The sequence below is a fragment of the Pseudomonas sp. IT-P258 genome, from assembly GCF_949767825.1.
GTDB classification, from domain to species: Bacteria; Pseudomonadota; Gammaproteobacteria; order Pseudomonadales; family Pseudomonadaceae; genus Aquipseudomonas; species Aquipseudomonas monachiensis.
This window is the reverse complement of record NZ_CATKPU010000018.1, coordinates 46,528-64,975: the sequence shown is the minus strand read 5'-3', so window position 1 is coordinate 64,975 and position 18,448 is coordinate 46,528. Positions and strand designations below refer to the sequence as shown.

Sequence of the window (18,448 nt, the reverse complement as noted above, 5' to 3'; positions counted from 1 at the left end):
GCGCCGATAGGCCAGAATAGAGCGCCGGCGAGCCGTCGGATCGTGGAGTAATCGAGTTATGGGGTTTGATCAGATTCGTCAGCGCCGTTTGTCTGACGATATTGTCGAGCAGCTTGAGGGCATGATCCTCGAGGGCACGCTCAAAGCGGGTGGGCGCTTGCCGGCCGAGCGCGCGCTGGCCGAGCAATTTGGCGTGTCTCGCCCTTCGTTGCGCGAAGCCATTCAGAAACTGACCGCCAAGGGCCTGCTGGTCAGTCGCCAGGGTGGTGGCAACTATGTGGTGGAATCACTGGGCAGCACCTTCAGTGATCCCTTGTTGCATCTGCTGGAAAGCAACCCCGAGGCGCAACGCGATCTGCTGGAGTTTCGCCATACGCTGGAAGCGTCTTGCGCCTACTATGCGGCGCTGCGTGCCACGGATGTGGATCGCGAGCGGCTGACCGCGGCTTTCAACGAATTGCAGGACTGTTATTCGCGTCACGAAGAAGTGAGTCGTGCCGAAGAGGGTGCGGCGGACGCAAGGTTTCACCTGGCGATTGCCGAGGCCAGCCACAATGCCGTGTTGCTGCACACCATTCGCGGGCTGTTCGATCTGCTCAAGCGTAACGTGGTGACCAACATCGGTGGGATGTACAAGCAGCGCACTGAAACCCGCGACATGCTGATCACGCAGCATCGAGAGTTGTATCAGGCGATTATCGAAGGGCGGGCGGAGCAGGCGCGGGAAGTTTCCAGTCGGCACATTCTGTATGTGCAGGAAGTGCTGGAAGAGGTGCGTCAGGAAGTGCAGCGCGTGGCCCGGGCGGAGCGGCGCAAGGGGATGTGACCGTTTAATGCAAAAGATCGCAGCCTGCGGCAGCTCCTACATTGGAATGCGTTCCCTGTAGGAGCTGCCGGAGGCTGCGATCTTTTTATTCGCGCCGCAATTCGCAGGCAGAAAAATCAGTCTTCCTTGCCCTTGTTGCGTACCGCACGCTGCAACTCGCGACCGGCATCGCGTTCGCGTTCGGTATCGCGCTTGTCGTATTCCTTCTTGCCCTTGCCCAGGGCGATCTCGCACTTGACCATGTGCTTGCTCCAGTACCAGGACAGGCACACGCAGGCGTAACCCTTTTGCTGCACGGCCGCGGCCAGCTTTTCCAGCTCGCGTCGGTTGAGCAGCAACTTACGGGTGCGCACGGGATCGGCGATGACGTGGGTACTGGCGGTCGTCAGGGGCGTAATGTGGCTGCCGAGCAGCCAGGCTTCGCCATCCTTGAGCAGCACGTAGCTGTCAACCAGCTGCAGCTTGCTTGCCCGCAGACTTTTTACTTCCCAGCCGGCCAGGACCAGACCAGCCTCGAAACGATGCTCGATGAAGTAATCGTGTCGCGCCTTTTTGTTTTGCGCGATGGTCCCTGTTGGGTGTTTCTTCTGTTTAGCCATAGGGGCGGCATTATAGGGAGTTGCACGCGAGTCGGCTACGGTGTTGCTACGTGCTTGAGCAGGTTGATTGAATCCCGGACAATGCGGCCTCTTTTTTGAACGCTTGGGCGTGATAACGATGTCGACAGACAAGGTTTCTGTCCACGGCAGTTGGGCTAGCCGCTGGGTCTTCATACTCGCCGCGACCGGTTCGGCCGTGGGGCTGGGTAGTATCTGGAAATTCCCGTACATGGTCGGCGTCTATGGCGGCGGTGCCTTCGTGCTGATGTTCCTGGCCTGCATCGCGCTGATCGGGGTGCCGGTCATGCTGGCGGAAACCCTGATCGGCCGGCGTGCCCGGCAGAGCCCGGCCAATGCCTTGAAGATCCTGGCGACAGAGGCGGGGCACTCGGCCAAATGGTCCTGGGGCGCTTTTGCCGGGATGATCACCGCGTTGCTGATCCTGTCGTTCTACAGTGTGGTCGGCGGCTGGTCGCTGGACTACATCATCGACATGGGGCGTGGCGATTTTCAGGGGGCGACGCCTGATCAGGTGGGGGCTTACTTCGGCAATGTGATCGCCGATCCCTGGCGCCTGACACTTTGGCACACCATTTTCATGCTGTTGTCCGCGGTGGTGATCGCCAAGGGTGTGGTTGCCGGGCTTGAACGCAGTTTGCGCATCATGATGCCGCTGCTGTTCGTGATGATCCTCGTGTTGTTGGGCTACAGCATGACCACCGGGCATTTCATGGAGGGCGTGCATTTCATGTTCGACTTCCACCCGGAAAAGGTCATGGACGGCTTGTTGCCCGCGATGGGGCATGCGTTCTTTTCCCTGAGCGTGGGCGTCGGCTCGATCATGATCTACGGCGCCTACATGCCGAAGAACTCGTCGATTTCAGGGACGGTCGTTGGCGTGGCGCTGCTCGATACCTTCGTTTCCCTGGTGGCCGGCCTGGCATTGTTTCCGATTGTTTTTGCGGCCGGCCTGAATCCGAGCGAGGGGCCGGGGCTGATGTTCGTCAGCCTGCCGTTTGCCTTCGGTAACGTGGCGTTCGGGCAATTGATGGGGGTGGTGTTCTTCGTGCTGGTGGCGGTCGCTGCCTGGAGTTCGGCGATTTCCCTGCTTGAGCCGATGGTGGCCTACCTGGTCGAGCGCACTAAAGTGAGCCGAGCCTGGGTCACCTTCTGGCTGGCGTTCAGCTGCTGGTTTGTCGGCCTGGGCACGGTGTTCTCCTTCAATATCTGGAAGGAGGCGAAGTTCTTCGTGAACGAAGGCGGGATGTTCCACCTCTACCAATGGGGAGCCGCCGGTGGTCTCGACTTCTTCGGTGTGATCGATTTCTTCACCTCGCGACTCATGTTGCCGCTTGGCGGTTTGTGTTTCGTGGTGTTTGCGGGCTGGATCATGGGGCGCGAAGCGGTGCGCGACGAGTTGTCGATCCGTAACCCTGCGCTGTTTGGCCTGTCCTTGTTCTTGATGCGCTATGTGGCGCCCATCGGCATTCTCGTAGTGTTTGCCGCCCAGCTGTGGAAGTGACGCTGACATGACGACACATATTTCACGTTCGGCCTTGCTGCCGTACCCGGCACAAGCGCTGTATGACCTGGTCAATGACGTGGCGCGCTATCCGGAGTTTCTGCCGTGGTGCTCGTCCGCCGAAGTCCTGGAGAGCTCACCTGAGCATATGCGGGCGAGCGTCGGCGTGGCGAAGGGCGGCCTCAGCCAGCATTTCGTGACACGCAACACGCTGGTTCCGGGGCAGTCGATCGAAATGAACCTCGAAGAGGGCCCTTTCACCCAATTGCATGGCATCTGGGTATTCAAGGCGTTGACCGACAAAGCCTGCAAGATCAGCCTCGATCTGTCGTTCGATTATGCCGGGCCGCTGGTTCGTGCCACCTTGGGACCGCTGTTCAATCAGGCGGCCAATACTTTGGTGGATGCGTTCTGCCAGCGCGCCAAGCAGATACATGGTTGAGGTCATGATTGAAGTCGAGGTGGTCTACGCGGCCGAAGACCGTCAGGTGCTGCTGACAGTGACCGTGCCTGTTGGAACGACCGTGCGGGCGGCCTTGCTCAGGTCGGCCGTGGCTGAAGAGTTTCCGGAGCTGGATCTGGCCCATTGCCCTGTGGGGATCTTCGGCAAGGTGGTAGCTGATCCGGAGAGTCGGGCAGTCCAGGCTGGGGATCGTATCGAGATTTACCGCCCGCTGTTGGCCGATCCGAAAGAGGTGCGCCGACTGCGCGCGGCGAAAGCGGCCGAGGCCAAGGCGCGGAATCAGTGATTGGCTGGAAGGCCAGACAATAAAAAGCCCGGGCATGCCGGGCTTTTTTTTGCGTCGCAAATTATTGCGGCGAGGTGTCCAGTGGTTGCGGCGTCGGGACCGGAACGGTTTCTACACCGTCGACGTCCTTCTGGATCTGATCCAGCAACGAACCTGGCTTGACCGGTTTTTCCGGTTTTGGCTTCTCGACGTTTTCTGCCGGGGCGGCCACTGTCGTGCCGCTGTCCTTGCCGAGAATGGCTTCGTCACGGCTCACGCCTGGCATGAAATCACCAGAGAGGCTGACAAGCTGATCATTTGGGTTGAAGATAACGCTGACGCGTTCCTGTTGGCGTTCACCGCCACCCGGTTGCAGGCTGTACAGATAATCCCAGCGATCGGCATGGAACGTGTCGGTCAGCAGAGGGTTGCCCATGATAAACCGTACTTGCTTACGGGTCATTCCCGGGCGTAACTGGTCTATCATGTCCTGCGTGACGACATTGCCCTGCTGGATGTCGATTTTGTAAACCCCGGGGAATGAACAACCGGCGAGTGCGAGCAGTCCCACAAAGGTGAAACTGGTTAGCAAGAGCTTGGTGTTTTGCATCGGTGGGCGACTTCCACTATCTTGGCTGGGACAACGTAAACGCCGATCATACCCGCATTAAGAGAAGCTGCGAAGCAGCATCGCGAGAAAGCTGACCATGGTTGAAAATAGCGAACTACGCAAAGCCGGCCTCAAAGTGACCCTGCCACGGGTCAAAATTCTGCAAATGCTCGATTCCGCCGAGCAGCGCCACATGAGTGCCGAGGATGTCTACAAGGCCCTTATGGAGGCTGGTGAGGACGTCGGTCTGGCCACGGTTTACCGTGTTCTGACCCAGTTCGAGGCAGCTGGCCTTGTGGTGCGGCACAACTTCGATGGAGGCCATGCGGTCTTCGAGCTGGACGACGGAAAGCATCACGACCATATGGTCAACGTCGAAACCAGCGAAGTGATCGAATTCTTCGACGAAGAAATCGAGCGGCTTCAGAAAGCAATCGTCGACAAGTATGGCTTCGAGATGGTTGATCACAATCTGGTGCTGTACGTGCGCAAGAAAAAGTAAGCATGTCGCGCGAACCTGAGGTTCGCGAAACGAACGAAGGCGACCCCAGGGTCGCCTTCGTGCTTTCTGCCTTTATTTATTCAGGCTTTTGCGGCCACCACCATTTTTTTTGCGTGCGCCAGGGACTCCTTGGTGAGATCGATGCCCCCCAGCATCCGTGCGACTTCTTCGACGCGGTCGTTTTTGCTCAATTTGGAAACAGCCGTGCGGGTGGCATCTTCGCCGCGCACTTTATGCACAAATAGATGTTGATGACCTTGCGCTGCTACTTGCGGCAAGTGGGTCACGGTCAGTACCTGTCCGCGTTCTCCGAGGCGCCGCAACAGTTGGCCGACGATTTCTGCTGTCGGACCACCGATACCAACGTCTACTTCGTCGAACACCAGGGTCGGTACGCGGGAGGTCTGCGCGGTGATCACCTGGATCGCCAGGCTGATCCGTGACAGCTCGCCTCCGGAGGCGACTTTTGCCAAGGCTTTCAAGGGTTGGCCCGGGTTGGCGCTGACCAGCAGTTCAACCTGTTCAAGCCCGTTAGGCAGCAGTTCGTCGCTGCTGTTTGGGCGCAGTTCGATGGTGAAGCGCCCGCCAGGCATGCCCAGGCGCTGGATTTCCAGTTCCACGGCGCTGGCCAGGCTGCTCGAGGCCTGATGACGCAGGTCGCTCAGTTCCCGAGCCTTTTCCTGATAATGACGAGCGTATGAAGACAGTTCGTCGCTCAGCCGCTCGATGGATTCGTCGTTGGCGTTGAGGGTTTCGATTTCATCCAGCAGTTTCTGCTGCATCTCTGCGACTTCGGTCGGCTGGATGCGGTGTTTGCGCGCCAGGGTGTAGATCGCGTCGAGGCGCTCTTCGAGGTATTGGAGGCGCGACGGATCGGCGTCGAAGTTGTCGAGGAAGCGGTTCAGCTCACCAACAGCCTCTTCAACCTGGATCTGTGCGCTGGTCAGCAAGCTGCTGGCTTCGCCCAGTGCACCGATCGAACTGTTCACGCTCGACAGGCGGTTGAGGCTGGCGGTGAGAGCGTTCAGGACATTCCCGGAATCGCTCTCACTGCATTGCTCGACGACTTGTCGGCAGATGCCGAGCAGGGTCTCGGCGTTGGTCAGGTTCTTGTGTTCCTGCTCGAGCTGCTCCAGTTCGTTGTCGCCAAGGCCAAGGTTCTCCAGCTCCTCGAGTTGATAACTGAGCAACTGATGGCGGGCGCGTTGCTCATCGCCGGAGTTGGAGAGTCGCTCCAGTTCCTGGCGGGTCTGGCGCCAGCGCTGGGCGGCGAGTTGAACCTGGCGGGCCAGATCGGTCGCGCCGGCATATTCATCGAGCAGGCGACGGTGGGTATCGGTCTTGAGCAGGGATTGGTGTTCGTGCTGGCTGTGAATGTCGATCAGCAGCTCACCCAGTGCCTTGAGGTCGCCAAGCGGGCAGGGCGTGCCGTTGATGTAGCCGCGCGAGCGCCCTTCGGATGTGATGACCCGGCGCAGGATGCACGGGCCGTCGTTTTCGAGGTCGCGTTCGGCCAGCCAGGCGCTGGCTTCCGGAATGTCGACCAGATCGAAGGTGGCCAGGATATCGGCCTTGTCGGCGCCGGGGCGGACCACGCCACTGTCGGCGCGGTCGCCCAGGGTAAGGCCCAGCGCGTCGAGCATGATTGACTTGCCCGCGCCGGTTTCCCCGGTGATCACGCTCATCCCGCGATCGAGTTCGAGATCGAGATGTTCAACGATGGCGTAGTTGTGTACGGACAGGTGCACCAGCATATGGGCCGCTCCCAGGTGTTAGGTCTGGTTATTTATACAGTGTTTTGTTTCCGGCTGACAATGCCTCTCGTTAGCTCGATTCGCTCAGTCCGACGAAAGCCTTATCGCGGCCGGGAATGACAAAGCAGTTGTTTTTTGTAGGGTTAATCGTCGGGCCCCCTTGAAGCCGGATTTTGCGGCCCCATATAGCTGGGCAGAAGCGCGAGTTGAGCTCGCGGACGATATTGAAAGGAGAAATCTATGGCTGACGAACAGACAGTGGATACGCAAAACCCAGACGCCAACCAGGCGCCCGAGGCTTCGGGTGATGACCTGGCGGCTCGTGTACAAGTGCTCGAAGAGCAACTGGCAGGCGCTCAGGATCAGGCTTTGCGTGTAGCCGCGGATCTGCAGAACGTCCGCCGTCGCGCCGAGCAGGATGTGGAAAAGGCTCACAAGTTCGCGCTGGAAAAATTCGCCAGCGACCTGCTGCCGATCGTCGACAGCCTGGAGCGCGGCCTGGAGCTGTCCAGCCCGGACGACGAAAGCATCCGTCCGATGCGCGAAGGCATCGAGCTGACCCTGAAAATGTTCCACGACACCCTCAAGCGTTATCAGCTTGAAGCGATCGATCCCCATGGCGAACCGTTCAACGCCGTTCACCATCAGGCGATGGCCATGCAGGAAAGCGCTGACGTCGAGCCGAACAGCGTTCTGAAGGTGTTCCAGAAGGGCTATCAGCTCAATGGCCGCCTGCTGCGCCCGGCGATGGTCGTGGTCAGCAAGGCGCCTGCGCCGGTTTCGCCTTCGATTGACGAGCAGGCTTGAAATCCGCCGCAAGGCCCCCATTTATAAGTCAAGCGTTTAAGTGCTACCGCAGTTAGCCACCACTGCTGCGGCAACCAAATCCAAAGTTTCGGGAGAGTGAACATGGGCAAAATTATCGGTATCGACCTGGGGACTACCAACTCCTGCGTCTCCGTGCTGGAAAACGGCAAGGCAAAAGTTATTGAAAACGCTGAAGGCGCGCGTACCACGCCGTCGATCATCGCTTACGCCAACGATGGCGAAATCCTGGTTGGCCAGTCGGCCAAGCGTCAGGCCGTGACCAATCCGCATAACACCCTGTATGCGGTGAAGCGTCTGATCGGTCGTCGTTTCGACGAAGAAGTCGTGCAGAAAGACATCCAGATGGTCCCTTACAAGATCGTCAAGGCTGACAACAGCGACGCCTGGGTTGAAGTGAACGGCCAGAAAATGGCACCGCCACAAATCTCGGCTGAAATCCTGAAAAAAATGAAGAAGACCGCCGAAGACTATCTCGGCGAGACTGTGACTGAAGCGGTGATCACCGTTCCGGCCTACTTCAACGACAGCCAGCGTCAGGCCACCAAAGACGCCGGCCGCATCGCTGGCCTGGACGTAAAACGTATCATCAACGAACCAACCGCAGCCGCTCTGGCTTACGGCATGGACAAAGCCAAGGGCGATCACACCGTGATCGTTTACGACCTGGGTGGTGGTACTTTCGACGTTTCCGTGATCGAGATCGCTGAAGTCGATGGCGAGCACCAGTTCGAAGTACTGGCCACCAACGGTGACACGTTCCTGGGCGGTGAAGACTTTGATATTCGTCTGATCGACTACCTCGTCGACGAATTCAAGAAAGAAAGCGGCATGAACCTCAAGGGCGACCCGCTGGCCATGCAGCGCCTGAAAGAAGCCGCTGAAAAAGCCAAGATCGAACTGTCCTCGAGCCAGTCGACCGACGTGAACCTGCCGTACATCACTGCAGACGCCACCGGTCCTAAGCACCTGAACGTGAAGATCTCCCGCGCCAAGCTCGAAGCTCTGGTGGAAGACCTGGTTCAGCGCACCATCGAGCCTTGCCGCATCGCAATGAAAGATGCCGGTATCGACGTTGGCGCGATCAACGACGTGATCCTGGTGGGCGGTCAGACCCGTATGCCACTGGTTCAGAAGCTGGTCACCGAGTTCTTCGGTAAAGAAGCTCGTAAAGACGTCAACCCGGACGAAGCGGTTGCCATGGGTGCTGCTATCCAGGGCGCGGTACTGGCCGGTGACGTGAAAGACGTTCTGCTGCTCGACGTCAGCCCGCTGACCCTGGGTATCGAAACCATGGGTGGCGTGATGACCGCGCTGATCGAGAAAAACACCACGATTCCTACCAAGAAATCGCAAGTGTTCTCGACTGCCGACGACAACCAGGGCGCCGTGACCATTCACGTGCTGCAAGGCGAGCGTAAGCAAGCCGCACAGAACAAGTCCCTGGGCAAGTTCGATCTGGCCGACATTCCACCAGCTCCACGTGGCGTGCCACAGATCGAAGTGACCTTCGACATCGACGCCAACGGCATCCTGCACGTAGGTGCGAAGGACAAGGCTACCGGCAAGACTCAGTCGATCGTGATCAAGGCCAACTCCGGTCTGTCCGACGAGGAAATCGAGCGCATGGTGCGTGATGCCGAGGCGAACGCCGAGGAAGACCGCAAGTTCGAAGAACTGGCCGCTGCCCGCAACCAGGGTGACGCACTGGTTCACTCGACGCGCAAAATGGTTGCCGATGCCGGCGATAAAGTGAGCGCTGAAGAGAAGACTGCAATCGAAGCGGCCGTAGTTGCCCTGGAAGCCGCTGTTAAAGGCGACGACAAGGCTGCTATCGACGCCAAGGTTGAGGAGCTGTCCAAGGTCTCCGCTCCAGTGGCGCAGAAGATGTACGCCGAACAGGCTCAGCCTGCTGAAGGCGCTGCACCGCACGACGACAAGGCGGAAAAGGCTGACGACGTTGTCGATGCCGAGTTCGAAGAAGTCAAAGACCACAAGTAAGTTGTTGGTCGGCCGGTTGACTGCCTCAAGGCGGTGACTGGTAGGATGTCGCCGCGCGGGAGCTTGCTCCCGCGTTGGCGTATCTGGAATACGCGAATTTTTACAGCATGCGACAGCGGTCGCGTGTTGTTGGTATGGCCGGGAATGCTCCTGCTTTTCGTGCCGCAAGTACCGCAAGAATCAAAGACCAGGATCGTTGAATTGACGTGAGTTGGGTCCGGGCCTGTATTGGGGCTCAACGAGTTCGGCAAACTCAGGAGGGTTTTGTCGGACGTCCTCAAGAGTGCAAAGACTTATGGCAAAGCGTGACTATTACGAAGTGTTGGGTGTTGAGCGTGGCTCAAGCGAAGCGGACCTGAAAAAGGCCTACCGTCGCCTGGCAATGAAGCATCACCCGGACCGTAATCCCGATGACAAAGCGTCGGAAGACATGTTCAAGGAGGCCAACGAGGCCTACGAAGTGCTGTCCGACTCCAGCAAACGCGCGGCATACGACCAGTATGGCCATGCCGGTGTCGACCCAAGCATGGGTGGCGGCGGTGCCGGTTTCGGTGGTCAGAACTTCTCCGACATCTTTGGCGATGTCTTCAGTGACTTCTTCGGTGGCGGTCGCGGCGGTTCTCGTGGCGGCGCTCAGCGCGGCAGTGACTTGCGCTACACCCTGGAACTGGACCTCGAAGAAGCGGTGCGCGGTACGACCGTGAATATCCGCGTTCCGACGCTGGTCAACTGCAAGCCTTGCGACGGCTCCGGTGCCAAGAAGGGTTCTGCGCCCGTGACCTGCCCGACTTGCGGCGGTATCGGCCAGGTGCGCATGCAGCAAGGTTTCTTCTCGGTGCAACAGACCTGCCCGCGCTGCCATGGCCAGGGCAAGATCATTTCCGATCCGTGCGACTCCTGCCACGGCGAAGGTCGTGTCGAAGAGTACAAGACCCTGTCGGTGAAAGTGCCGGCCGGTGTCGATACCGGTGACCGCATTCGTCTGTCCGGTGAAGGCGAGGCGGGTGCCCAGGGTGGGCCGACTGGCGACCTGTACGTGGTGATCAATGTGCGCGAGCACTCGATTTTCCAGCGCGATGGCAAGCATCTGTTCTGCGAAGTGCCGATCAGCTTCGTCGATGCGGCGCTGGGTGGCGAGCTGGAGATTCCGACCCTTGATGGTCGGGTCAAGCTGAAGATTCCTGAGGGGACCCAGACCGGCAAGCAGTTCCGTGTACGTGGCAAGGGTGTCGCGCCTGTGCGTGGTGGTGGTGCTGGTGACTTGATGTGCCGTGTGGCGGTCGAGACTCCGGTCAACCTGAGCCGTCGCCAGCGTGAAATGCTCGAGGAGTTCCGTAGTTCGCTGGCGGATGACAACAGCCATTCGCCAAAAACCACCGGTTGGTTCGAAGGCGTGAAGCGTTTCTTCGGCGATTTGTAAGGAGGCAGGCATGCGACGTATTGCAGTGATGGGCGCCGCCGGGCGCATGGGCAAGACCCTGATTGAAGCGGTGCAGCAAACTCCGGGCGCCGGTCTGACGGCGGCGGTGGATCGCCCCGACAGCACGCTGGTCGGCGCGGATGCCGGTGAGCTGGCTGCGCTGGGTCGTATCGGCGTGCCTCTGTCCGGTGATCTGGATCGGGTGGTCGACGAGTTCGACGTGCTGATCGACTTCACGCACCCGACGGTGACCCTGAAGAACCTGGCTTTCTGCCGTAAACACGGAAAGGCCATGATCATCGGTACCACCGGTTTCAGCGTTGAAGAGAAGCAACTGCTGGCGGAAGCGGGCAAGGACATTCCGATTGTCTTCGCGGCCAACTTCAGTGTCGGGGTCAACCTGTGCCTGAAGCTGCTCGACACGGCCGCTCGCGTGTTGGGCGACGATGTCGATATCGAAATCACCGAAGCTCACCATCGGCATAAAGTCGATGCGCCGTCCGGCACTGCCGTGCGCATGGGTGAGGTGATTGCCGATGCGTTGGGTCGCGACCTGAAGAAAGTGGCGGTGTACGGTCGTGAGGGGCAGACCGGCGCTCGTGAGCGCGAGACCATTGGTTTCGCCACTGTACGCGCTGGCGACATCGTTGGTGACCACACCGTGCTGTTCGCTGCCGACGGCGAGCGTGTCGAGATCACCCACAAGGCTTCCAGTCGCATGACGTTCGCCAAGGGCGCGGTACGTGCTGCTTTGTGGCTGGACGGGCGCGAGCCTGGCCTTTACGACATGCAAGACGTGCTCGATTTGCGTTAATATGCACCCGAAATCGGGCTCGCGCACCGCGTTTGAGCCCGGTTTTGTTCCGCCAAGCGACGTCCTGTCGCATTCTCCAGCCTTTAAGGCTCATTGGCGGTAGACCAAAAAAGCCTTTTTCTGTAAGCTACAGCTTTAGTGTGTCCACTAAAAGCGCGCAGAATAATTCAGTGAAGAAGCGGGGTGACGTGTCCATACGTCACTCCGCTTTTTTACAACCTGCGATCGCCCTTTCAGGCTTTATTTACGGGAGGTCTTCTTGACTAAGCCAGCCATACTCGCCCTTGCTGATGGCAGCATTTTTCGCGGCGAAGCCATTGGAGCCGACGGTCAAACCGTTGGTGAGGTGGTGTTCAACACCGCAATGACCGGCTATCAGGAAATCCTTACCGATCCTTCCTACGCCCAACAAATCGTTACCCTGACTTACCCGCACATCGGCAACACCGGCACCACGCCGGAGGACGCCGAGTCCAACCGCGTCTGGTCTGCCGGCCTGGTCATTCGTGACCTGCCACTGGTGGCGAGCAACTGGCGTAACACGATGTCCCTGTCCGACTACCTGAAGGCCAACAATGTTGTGGCCATCGCCGGTATCGACACCCGCCGCCTGACGCGCATCCTGCGTGAAAAAGGCGCGCAGAACGGCTGCATCATGGCCGGTGACAACATTTCCGAAGCTGCCGCCATCGCCGCCGCCCAGGGTTTCCCTGGCCTCAAGGGCATGGACCTGGCGAAAGTCGTCAGCACCAAGGAAAGCTACGAGTGGCGCTCGACTGTCTGGGATCTGAAAACCGACAGCCACGCAACCATCGAAGCCTCCGAGCTGCCGTACCATGTGGTCGCCTACGACTACGGCGTCAAGGTGAACATCCTGCGCATGCTGGTCGAACGCGGTTGCCGCGTGACTGTCGTGCCTGCGCAAACTCCTGCCGCCGATGTGCTGGCACTGAAGCCGGACGGCGTGTTCCTGTCCAACGGCCCTGGTGATCCGGAGCCTTGCGACTACGCGATCCAGGCGATCAAGGATGTGCTGGAAACCGAGATCCCGGTCTTCGGTATCTGCCTCGGTCACCAGTTGCTGGCCCTGGCCTCCGGCGCCAAGACCCTGAAAATGGGTCACGGCCACCACGGTGCCAACCACCCCGTCCAGGACCTGGACAGCGGTGTGGTGATGATCACCAGCCAGAACCACGGTTTTGCCGTAGACGAAGCGACCCTGCCGGCCAACGTTCGCGCGATCCACAAATCGCTGTTCGACGGCACCCTGCAAGGTATCGAGCGTACCGACAAGAGCGCCTTCAGCTTCCAGGGTCACCCGGAAGCCAGCCCTGGCCCGAACGACGTAGCGCCATTGTTCGATCGCTTCATCACCGAGATGGCCAAGCGACGCTGATCGCTCGCCCTGATGTAGCAAAGCTTGAGGGTGGCCCTGTACCGGCGGCCCCCTCAAGGCTTCAGAGATTGAACAAGACGGCTTGCCGACTGACCTGCGGATTTGAGTGACAAACCCATGCCAAAACGTACAGACATTAAAAGCATCCTGATTCTCGGCGCTGGCCCGATCGTGATCGGCCAGGCCTGCGAATTCGACTACTCCGGCGCCCAGGCCTGCAAAGCCCTGCGCGAAGAGGGTTACCGCGTCATCCTGGTGAACTCCAACCCGGCCACCATCATGACCGACCCGGCCATGGCCGACGCCACCTACATCGAGCCGATCAAGTGGCAGACCGTTGCCAAGATCATCGAGAAAGAGCGTCCGGACGCGCTGCTGCCGACCATGGGTGGCCAGACCGCTCTGAACTGCGCCCTGGACCTGGAGCGCGAAGGCGTTCTGGAGAAGTTCGGCGTAGAGATGATCGGTGCCAACGCCGACACCATCGACAAGGCTGAAGACCGCTCGCGTTTCGACAAGGCGATGAAGTCCATCGGCCTGGCGTGCCCGCGTTCCGGTATCGCCCACAGCATGGAAGAGGCCAATGCGGTCCTCGAGAAGCTCGGCTTCCCGTGCATCATCCGTCCGTCCTTCACCATGGGCGGCACCGGTGGCGGTATCGCTTACAACCGTGAAGAGTTCGAAGAAATCTGCGCCCGTGGTCTGGACCTGTCGCCGACCAAAGAGCTGCTGATCGACGAATCGCTGATCGGCTGGAAAGAATACGAGATGGAGGTTGTCCGCGATAAGAAGGACAACTGCATCATCGTCTGCTCCATCGAAAACTTCGACCCGATGGGCGTGCACACCGGTGACTCGATCACCGTGGCTCCTGCACAGACCCTGACCGACAAGGAATACCAGATCCTGCGTAACGCCTCCCTGGCGGTACTGCGCGAGATCGGCGTGGAAACCGGCGGTTCCAACGTTCAGTTCGGTATCTGCCCGAACACCGGCCGCATGGTCGTGATCGAGATGAACCCGCGTGTATCGCGTTCTTCGGCCCTGGCTTCGAAGGCCACCGGCTTCCCGATCGCCAAGGTCGCGGCCAAGCTGGCTGTGGGTTACACCCTCGACGAGCTGTCGAACGACATCACCGGCGGCAAGACCCCGGCGTCCTTCGAACCGTCCATCGATTACGTCGTCACCAAGTTGCCACGCTTCGCTTTCGAGAAGTTCGCCAAGGCTGACGCGCGCCTGACCACCCAGATGAAGTCGGTGGGTGAAGTCATGGCCATCGGCCGTACCTTCCAGGAATCCCTGCAGAAAGCCCTGCGTGGCCTGGAAGTGGGCGTTTGCGGCCTGGACGAGAAGGTTGACCTGGCCAACCCGGAAAGCATGAGCGTACTCAAGCGCGAGCTGACCGTGCCGGGTGCCGAGCGTATCTGGTACGTGGCGGACGCCATGCGCGCCGGCATGACCGTCGAAGACATCTTCGGCATGACCATGATCGACCCTTGGTTCCTGGTGCAGATGGAAGACCTGATCAAGGAAGAAGAGAAGGTCAAGACCCTGGGGCTGACCAGCATCGACCGCGATCTGATGTTCCGCCTCAAGCGCAAAGGCTTCTCCGATATGCGCCTGGCCAAATTGCTGGGTGTGACCGAGAAGAGCCTGCGCGCTCACCGTCACAAGCTGGAAATCTTCCCGGTCTACAAGCGCGTCGACACCTGCGCCGCCGAGTTCGCCACCGATACTGCCTACCTCTACTCGACGTACGAGGAAGAGTGCGAAGCGGCGCCATCGGGTCGCGACAAGATCATGATCCTGGGTGGTGGTCCGAACCGCATCGGCCAGGGCATCGAGTTCGACTACTGCTGCGTACACGCGGCACTGGCCCTGCGCGATGACGGCTACGAGACCATCATGGTCAACTGCAACCCGGAAACCGTTTCCACCGACTATGACACTTCCGATCGCCTGTACTTCGAACCAGTGACCCTGGAAGACGTGCTGGAAATCGTTCGCGTCGAGAAGCCGAAAGGCGTGATCGTCCAGTACGGCGGCCAGACTCCACTGAAGCTGGCTCGCGCCCTGGAAGCCGCCGGCGTGCCGATCATCGGTACCAGCCCTGACGCCATCGACCGTGCCGAAGACCGTGAGCGCTTCCAGCAGATGGTCCAGCGCCTGAACCTGCGTCAGCCGCCAAATGCCACCGTGCGCAGCGAAGACGAAGCGATTCGTGCCGCCAGCAAGATCGGTTACCCGCTGGTGGTGCGTCCGTCCTATGTGCTGGGCGGTCGTGCGATGGAAATCGTCTACGAAGAAGAAGAACTCAAGCGCTACCTGCGCGAAGCGGTGCAAGTGTCCAACGACAGCCCGGTGCTGCTGGACCACTTCCTCAACTGCGCCATCGAGATGGACGTGGATGCGGTCTGCGACGGCAAAGACGTTGTGATCGGCGCGATCATGCAGCACATCGAGCAGGCTGGTGTTCACTCCGGTGACTCCGCGTGCTCGCTGCCGCCGTACTCGCTGCCAGCGCACATCCAGGACGAGATGCGTGACCAGGTCAAGAAAATGGCTCTGGAACTGGGCGTAATCGGCCTGATGAACGTTCAGTTGGCGCTGCAAGGCGACGACATCTACGTCATCGAAGTCAACCCGCGTGCTTCCCGTACCGTGCCGTTCGTTTCCAAGTGCATCGGTGTTTCCCTGGCAATGATCGCGGCTCGCGTCATGGCCGGTAAGACCTTGAAGGAAATCGGCTTCACCAAGGAAATCATCCCGAACTTCTACAGCGTGAAAGAGGCGGTGTTCCCGTTCGCCAAATTCCCCGGCGTTGACCCGATCCTCGGCCCGGAGATGAAGTCCACCGGTGAAGTGATGGGCGTGGGCGACACCTTCGGTGAAGCGTTCGCCAAGGCCCAGATGGGTGCCAGCGAAGTGCTGCCGACCGGCGGTACTGCGTTCATCAGCGTACGTGACGACGACAAGCCGCTGGTTGCGGGCGTGGCCCGTGATCTGATCAACTTGGGCTTCGAAGTGGTTGCCACTGCCGGTACTGCCAAGCTGATCGAGGCGGCAGGCCTGAAAGTGCGCCGTGTGAACAAGGTGACCGAAGGTCGTCCGCATGTGGTCGACATGATCAAGAATGACGAAGTCACGCTGATCATCAACACCACCGAAGGTCGTCAGTCGATCGCTGATTCGTACTCCATTCGTCGTAATGCCTTGCAGCACAAGATTTACTGCACCACCACCATTGCTGCTGGCGAAGCCATCTGTGAAGCGCTGAAATTCGGTCCCGAGAAGACCGTGCGCCGCTTGCAGGATCTACACGCAGGATTGAAGGCATGAGCATAACGAAATACCCAATGACCGTTCAGGGCGCTCGCGCCCTGGAAGAAGAGCACACTCACCTGACCAAGGTCGTTCGTCCGAAGCTCAGCCAGGACATCGGTACGGCCCGCGAGTTGGGTGACTTGAAGGAAAACGCCGAATACCACGCTGCCCGTGAGCAGCAGGGTATGGTCGAGGCGCGCATTCGTGACATCGAGGGCCGGATTCAGAATCAGGTCATCATTGATGTCACGACCATTCCTCACACTGGCAAGGTTATCTTCGGTACCACCGTCGAAATCGCCAACGTCGAGACTGATGAAAGCGTCACTTACCACATCGTGGGTGAGGATGAAGCTGACTTCAAGCTTGGCAAGATTTCGGTCGGCTCGCCCCTGGCTCGTGCCTTGATCGGCAAGGAAGAGGGCGATGTGGTTGCGGTGAAAACGCCAAGTGGCGTTATCGAGTACGAGATTGTCGAAGTTCGCCACATCTGAAAGCCGGCGCCCGTTTCATGCGGGCGCCATGCTTTGGCAACTGACCCAGATGTTGTGGGTCGGCGGCCTGTGGCTGTTGCAAATCGGTCTGTTGCCGGTGCTGGGGCGAATTGGCCTGGCGCCGCTGCTGATCGACGAAATCGCAGGCATGCTCAATACGCTGGTAGTGGGATTCGCTACGGCGTGTGTGATTTTTCAGGCTTTGGTGCTGGTTAAGGCCGAGGGCCCTGGCAGTCTATGGCGGGATATTCGCGGGCAACTGCTGTTGATGGCGCTGTGTGCGTGCGCGATGTACTTCGCGGTGCGTTTCGGCTGGCCGGATGCGCTGCGTTGGCAGGCCTTCAGCTATCTTGTTCTGGGCTTTTCCGGGCTGGTGCTGGTGTTGCAGCCGGTGCCGGGATGGAGTGGCAGGGTGCGCGAAGCACACCCTTGACCCTTGTCATCACTTGAAGCGATGGACGTTCGACAGCTGCTTGTTGACGCTGAAGTTCTTGCGGTAGATCAGTGCCATCTTGCCGATGACCTGGACCAGATCCGCTTTGCCGACCTTGCAGAGCTCTGCAATGGACGCCAGGCGCGATTCGCGATCGAGGATGTTGAGCTTGATCTTGATCAGCTCGTGATCCGCCAATGCGCGTTCGAGTTCGGCTAACACACCTTCAGTCAAACCATTGTCTGCCACAATCAATACTGGTTTCAGATGGTGGCCAATGGATTTGTACTGTTTCTTCTGCTCTTGAGTGAGCGGCATAATCTGACCCCTGCGTCTGATCTTGTAAAAAGCGGCGGCCAGTTTACCCGAGCGAGTCCGGGACCGCCCAGTTAATCACGACCCGTTTTATTTCCGAGGTATCCCGTGGCCCGTTCCAAGACAAGCCTTAACTGGCTGAAAGAACATTTCAACGACCCATTCGTCAAAATGGCACAAAAAGACGGGTACCGTTCCCGCGCCAGCTACAAATTGCTGGAGATCCAGGAAAAGGATCGTCTGATCCGTCCGGGCATGAGCGTAATTGACCTTGGTGCGGCTCCCGGTGGGTGGTCCCAGGTGACCAGTCGTCTGATTGGCGGGCAGGGTACGCTGATCGCTTCTGACATTCTGGAAATGGACAGCATCCCGGACGTGACCTTCATTCAGGGCGACTTTACCGAGGACGCCGTGCTGGCCCAGATCCTCGATGCCGTCGGAAATAAGGAAGTAGACCTTGTGATTTCCGATATGGCCCCCAATATGAGTGGATTACCGGCCGTAGACATGCCGCGAGCGATGTTCCTGTGCGAATTGGCACTGGATCTTTCGACTCGGGTGCTCAAGCCCGGTGGTGATTTTTTGATCAAGATCTTTCAGGGCGAAGGCTTCGACGAGTTCCACAAGAGCGTTCGCCAGCAGTTCGACAAGGTGCAGATGCGCAAGCCGACCTCGTCGCGCGACCGTTCTCGCGAGCAGTACCTGCTGGGTCGCGGTTTCCGCGGGCGCAGTGAAGGTTGAGTGAATTTTCGATCAGGGTGATAGGTTTTTTGTATTACGCCTTGTCAGAATTAGCGAATATTGTGTAGGAAGTGTTTCACAAAGGGTTACAGACGGCGCCTGCCAAGTTGTAGGTAATGTAGTAAGTTAGGCCGGTGAATATCA

At 59.1% G+C, this 18,448-nt stretch carries 18 protein-coding genes; 14 read left to right on the top strand and 4 right to left on the bottom strand.

Translation table 11 applies throughout. The features are described 5' to 3' along the window. Nucleotides 1-58: 58 nt before the first annotated feature. Nucleotides 59-826 (top strand): FCD domain-containing protein, encoded by a 768-nt coding sequence (locus ACM6G4_RS06450; protein WP_414913288.1) that lies wholly within the window; start codon nt 59-61, stop codon nt 824-826. 116 nt (nt 827-942) lie between these two features. Here ACM6G4_RS06450 and smpB read toward each other — a convergent pair whose 3' ends face one another. After that, the gene (gene smpB / locus ACM6G4_RS06445; protein WP_008057382.1) at nt 943-1,425 is read right to left on the bottom strand and encodes an SsrA-binding protein SmpB; all 483 of its coding nucleotides are present in this window, start codon (nt 1,423-1,425) and stop codon (nt 943-945) included. A 118-nt stretch (nt 1,426-1,543) separates the two neighbouring features. Between smpB and ACM6G4_RS06440 the strand changes: the two genes are divergently transcribed. The 3 genes from ACM6G4_RS06440 to ACM6G4_RS06430 are packed head-to-tail and all read left to right on the top strand — an operon-like array spanning nt 1,544 to nt 3,696. Next, nucleotides 1,544-2,947, top strand: a complete 1,404-nt coding sequence (locus ACM6G4_RS06440; protein WP_223448143.1) for a sodium-dependent transporter — start codon at nt 1,544-1,546, stop codon at nt 2,945-2,947. A gap of 7 nt (nt 2,948-2,954) precedes the next feature. Beyond that, entirely contained in the window at nt 2,955-3,389 is a 435-nt protein-coding gene (locus tag ACM6G4_RS06435) for a type II toxin-antitoxin system RatA family toxin (protein WP_046038689.1), read from the top strand. Further along, nucleotides 3,382-3,696 (top strand): RnfH family protein, encoded by a 315-nt coding sequence (locus ACM6G4_RS06430; protein ID WP_414913287.1) that lies wholly within the window; start codon nt 3,382-3,384, stop codon nt 3,694-3,696. The genes ACM6G4_RS06435 and ACM6G4_RS06430 overlap by 8 nt, the downstream gene beginning before the upstream one ends. Nucleotides 3,697-3,757: 61 nt before the next feature. On the opposite strand, the gene ACM6G4_RS06425 is transcribed toward ACM6G4_RS06430, so the two are convergent. After that, entirely contained in the window at nt 3,758-4,285 is a 528-nt protein-coding gene (locus tag ACM6G4_RS06425; protein ID WP_056728218.1) for an outer membrane protein assembly factor BamE, read from the bottom strand. A gap of 97 nt (nt 4,286-4,382) precedes the next feature. Here ACM6G4_RS06425 and fur point away from each other — a divergent pair, with 97 nt between their 5' ends. After that, a complete protein-coding gene (gene fur / locus ACM6G4_RS06420) occupies nt 4,383-4,787 on the top strand; it encodes a ferric iron uptake transcriptional regulator (RefSeq protein ID WP_003197684.1) in 405 nt (134 codons plus the stop codon). 80 nt (nt 4,788-4,867) lie between these two features. Here the strand turns inward: fur and recN are convergent, their stop codons facing one another. Further along, entirely contained in the window at nt 4,868-6,541 is a 1,674-nt protein-coding gene (recN, locus tag ACM6G4_RS06415) for a DNA repair protein RecN (RefSeq protein WP_223542505.1), read from the bottom strand. Between the two features lie 240 nt (nt 6,542-6,781). Here recN and grpE point away from each other — a divergent pair, with 240 nt between their 5' ends. The 8 genes from grpE (at nt 6,782) to ACM6G4_RS06375 (ending at nt 17,248) form a co-directional block, all read left to right on the top strand. Next, the gene (grpE, locus tag ACM6G4_RS06410; RefSeq protein WP_056728221.1) at nt 6,782-7,348 is read left to right on the top strand and encodes a nucleotide exchange factor GrpE; all 567 of its coding nucleotides are present in this window, start codon (nt 6,782-6,784) and stop codon (nt 7,346-7,348) included. Between the two features lie 102 nt (nt 7,349-7,450). After that, entirely contained in the window at nt 7,451-9,367 is a 1,917-nt protein-coding gene (gene dnaK, locus ACM6G4_RS06405; protein ID WP_056728222.1) for a molecular chaperone DnaK, read from the top strand. A 295-nt stretch (nt 9,368-9,662) separates the two neighbouring features. After that, nucleotides 9,663-10,787 carry a molecular chaperone DnaJ gene (gene dnaJ, locus ACM6G4_RS06400; RefSeq protein WP_056728224.1) on the top strand — a complete coding sequence of 375 codons (1,125 nt, stop codon included), beginning with the start codon at nt 9,663-9,665 and terminating at the stop codon, nt 10,785-10,787. 10 nt (nt 10,788-10,797) lie between these two features. Continuing rightward, complete coding sequence (gene dapB / locus ACM6G4_RS06395) at nt 10,798-11,601, top strand: 4-hydroxy-tetrahydrodipicolinate reductase (protein WP_056728226.1); 804 nt, start codon at nt 10,798-10,800, stop codon at nt 11,599-11,601. A 259-nt stretch (nt 11,602-11,860) separates the two neighbouring features. Beyond that, on the top strand, nt 11,861-12,997 hold the full coding sequence (gene carA / locus ACM6G4_RS06390) for a glutamine-hydrolyzing carbamoyl-phosphate synthase small subunit (protein WP_046038697.1): 1,137 nt from the start codon (nt 11,861-11,863) through the stop codon (nt 12,995-12,997). A 117-nt stretch (nt 12,998-13,114) separates the two neighbouring features. Then, nucleotides 13,115-16,336 carry a carbamoyl-phosphate synthase large subunit gene (gene carB, locus ACM6G4_RS06385; protein ID WP_056728228.1) on the top strand — a complete coding sequence of 1,074 codons (3,222 nt, stop codon included), beginning with the start codon at nt 13,115-13,117 and terminating at the stop codon, nt 16,334-16,336. Between the two features lie 2 nt (nt 16,337-16,338). After that, entirely contained in the window at nt 16,339-16,815 is a 477-nt protein-coding gene (gene greA, locus ACM6G4_RS06380; protein ID WP_056728592.1) for a transcription elongation factor GreA, read from the top strand. Between the two features lie 28 nt (nt 16,816-16,843). Next, complete coding sequence (locus tag ACM6G4_RS06375) at nt 16,844-17,248, top strand: MFS transporter (protein ID WP_414913286.1); 405 nt, start codon at nt 16,844-16,846, stop codon at nt 17,246-17,248. A gap of 9 nt (nt 17,249-17,257) precedes the next feature. Here ACM6G4_RS06375 and ACM6G4_RS06370 read toward each other — a convergent pair whose 3' ends face one another. Next, nucleotides 17,258-17,566: a YhbY family RNA-binding protein gene (locus ACM6G4_RS06370; RefSeq protein ID WP_007942889.1), complete on the bottom strand. Its 309-nt coding sequence runs from the start codon at nt 17,564-17,566 to the stop codon at nt 17,258-17,260. Between the two features lie 105 nt (nt 17,567-17,671). On the opposite strand from ACM6G4_RS06370, the gene rlmE reads away from it, so the two are divergent. Beyond that, nucleotides 17,672-18,304 carry a 23S rRNA (uridine(2552)-2'-O)-methyltransferase RlmE gene (gene rlmE, locus ACM6G4_RS06365; RefSeq protein WP_056728233.1) on the top strand — a complete coding sequence of 211 codons (633 nt, stop codon included), beginning with the start codon at nt 17,672-17,674 and terminating at the stop codon, nt 18,302-18,304. Nucleotides 18,305-18,448 lie beyond the last annotated feature (144 nt).

Coding starts and splice junctions, on each gene's coding strand:
- ACM6G4_RS06450 (WP_414913288.1), top strand. CDS start 59: ATGGGGTTTGATCAGATTCGTCAGCGCCGTTTGTCTGACGATATTGTC.
- smpB (WP_008057382.1), bottom strand. CDS start 1,425: ATGGCTAAACAGAAGAAACACCCAACAGGGACCATCGCGCAAAACAAA.
- ACM6G4_RS06440 (WP_223448143.1), top strand. CDS start 1,544: ATGTCGACAGACAAGGTTTCTGTCCACGGCAGTTGGGCTAGCCGCTGG.
- ACM6G4_RS06435 (WP_046038689.1), top strand. CDS start 2,955: ATGACGACACATATTTCACGTTCGGCCTTGCTGCCGTACCCGGCACAA.
- ACM6G4_RS06430 (WP_414913287.1), top strand. CDS start 3,382: ATGGTTGAGGTCATGATTGAAGTCGAGGTGGTCTACGCGGCCGAAGAC.
- ACM6G4_RS06425 (WP_056728218.1), bottom strand. CDS start 4,285: ATGCAAAACACCAAGCTCTTGCTAACCAGTTTCACCTTTGTGGGACTG.
- fur (WP_003197684.1), top strand. CDS start 4,383: ATGGTTGAAAATAGCGAACTACGCAAAGCCGGCCTCAAAGTGACCCTG.
- recN (WP_223542505.1), bottom strand. CDS start 6,541: ATGCTGGTGCACCTGTCCGTACACAACTACGCCATCGTTGAACATCTC.
- grpE (WP_056728221.1), top strand. CDS start 6,782: ATGGCTGACGAACAGACAGTGGATACGCAAAACCCAGACGCCAACCAG.
- dnaK (WP_056728222.1), top strand. CDS start 7,451: ATGGGCAAAATTATCGGTATCGACCTGGGGACTACCAACTCCTGCGTC.
- dnaJ (WP_056728224.1), top strand. CDS start 9,663: ATGGCAAAGCGTGACTATTACGAAGTGTTGGGTGTTGAGCGTGGCTCA.
- dapB (WP_056728226.1), top strand. CDS start 10,798: ATGCGACGTATTGCAGTGATGGGCGCCGCCGGGCGCATGGGCAAGACC.
- carB (WP_056728228.1), top strand. CDS start 13,115: ATGCCAAAACGTACAGACATTAAAAGCATCCTGATTCTCGGCGCTGGC.
- ACM6G4_RS06375 (WP_414913286.1), top strand. CDS start 16,844: ATGCTTTGGCAACTGACCCAGATGTTGTGGGTCGGCGGCCTGTGGCTG.
- ACM6G4_RS06370 (WP_007942889.1), bottom strand. CDS start 17,566: ATGCCGCTCACTCAAGAGCAGAAGAAACAGTACAAATCCATTGGCCAC.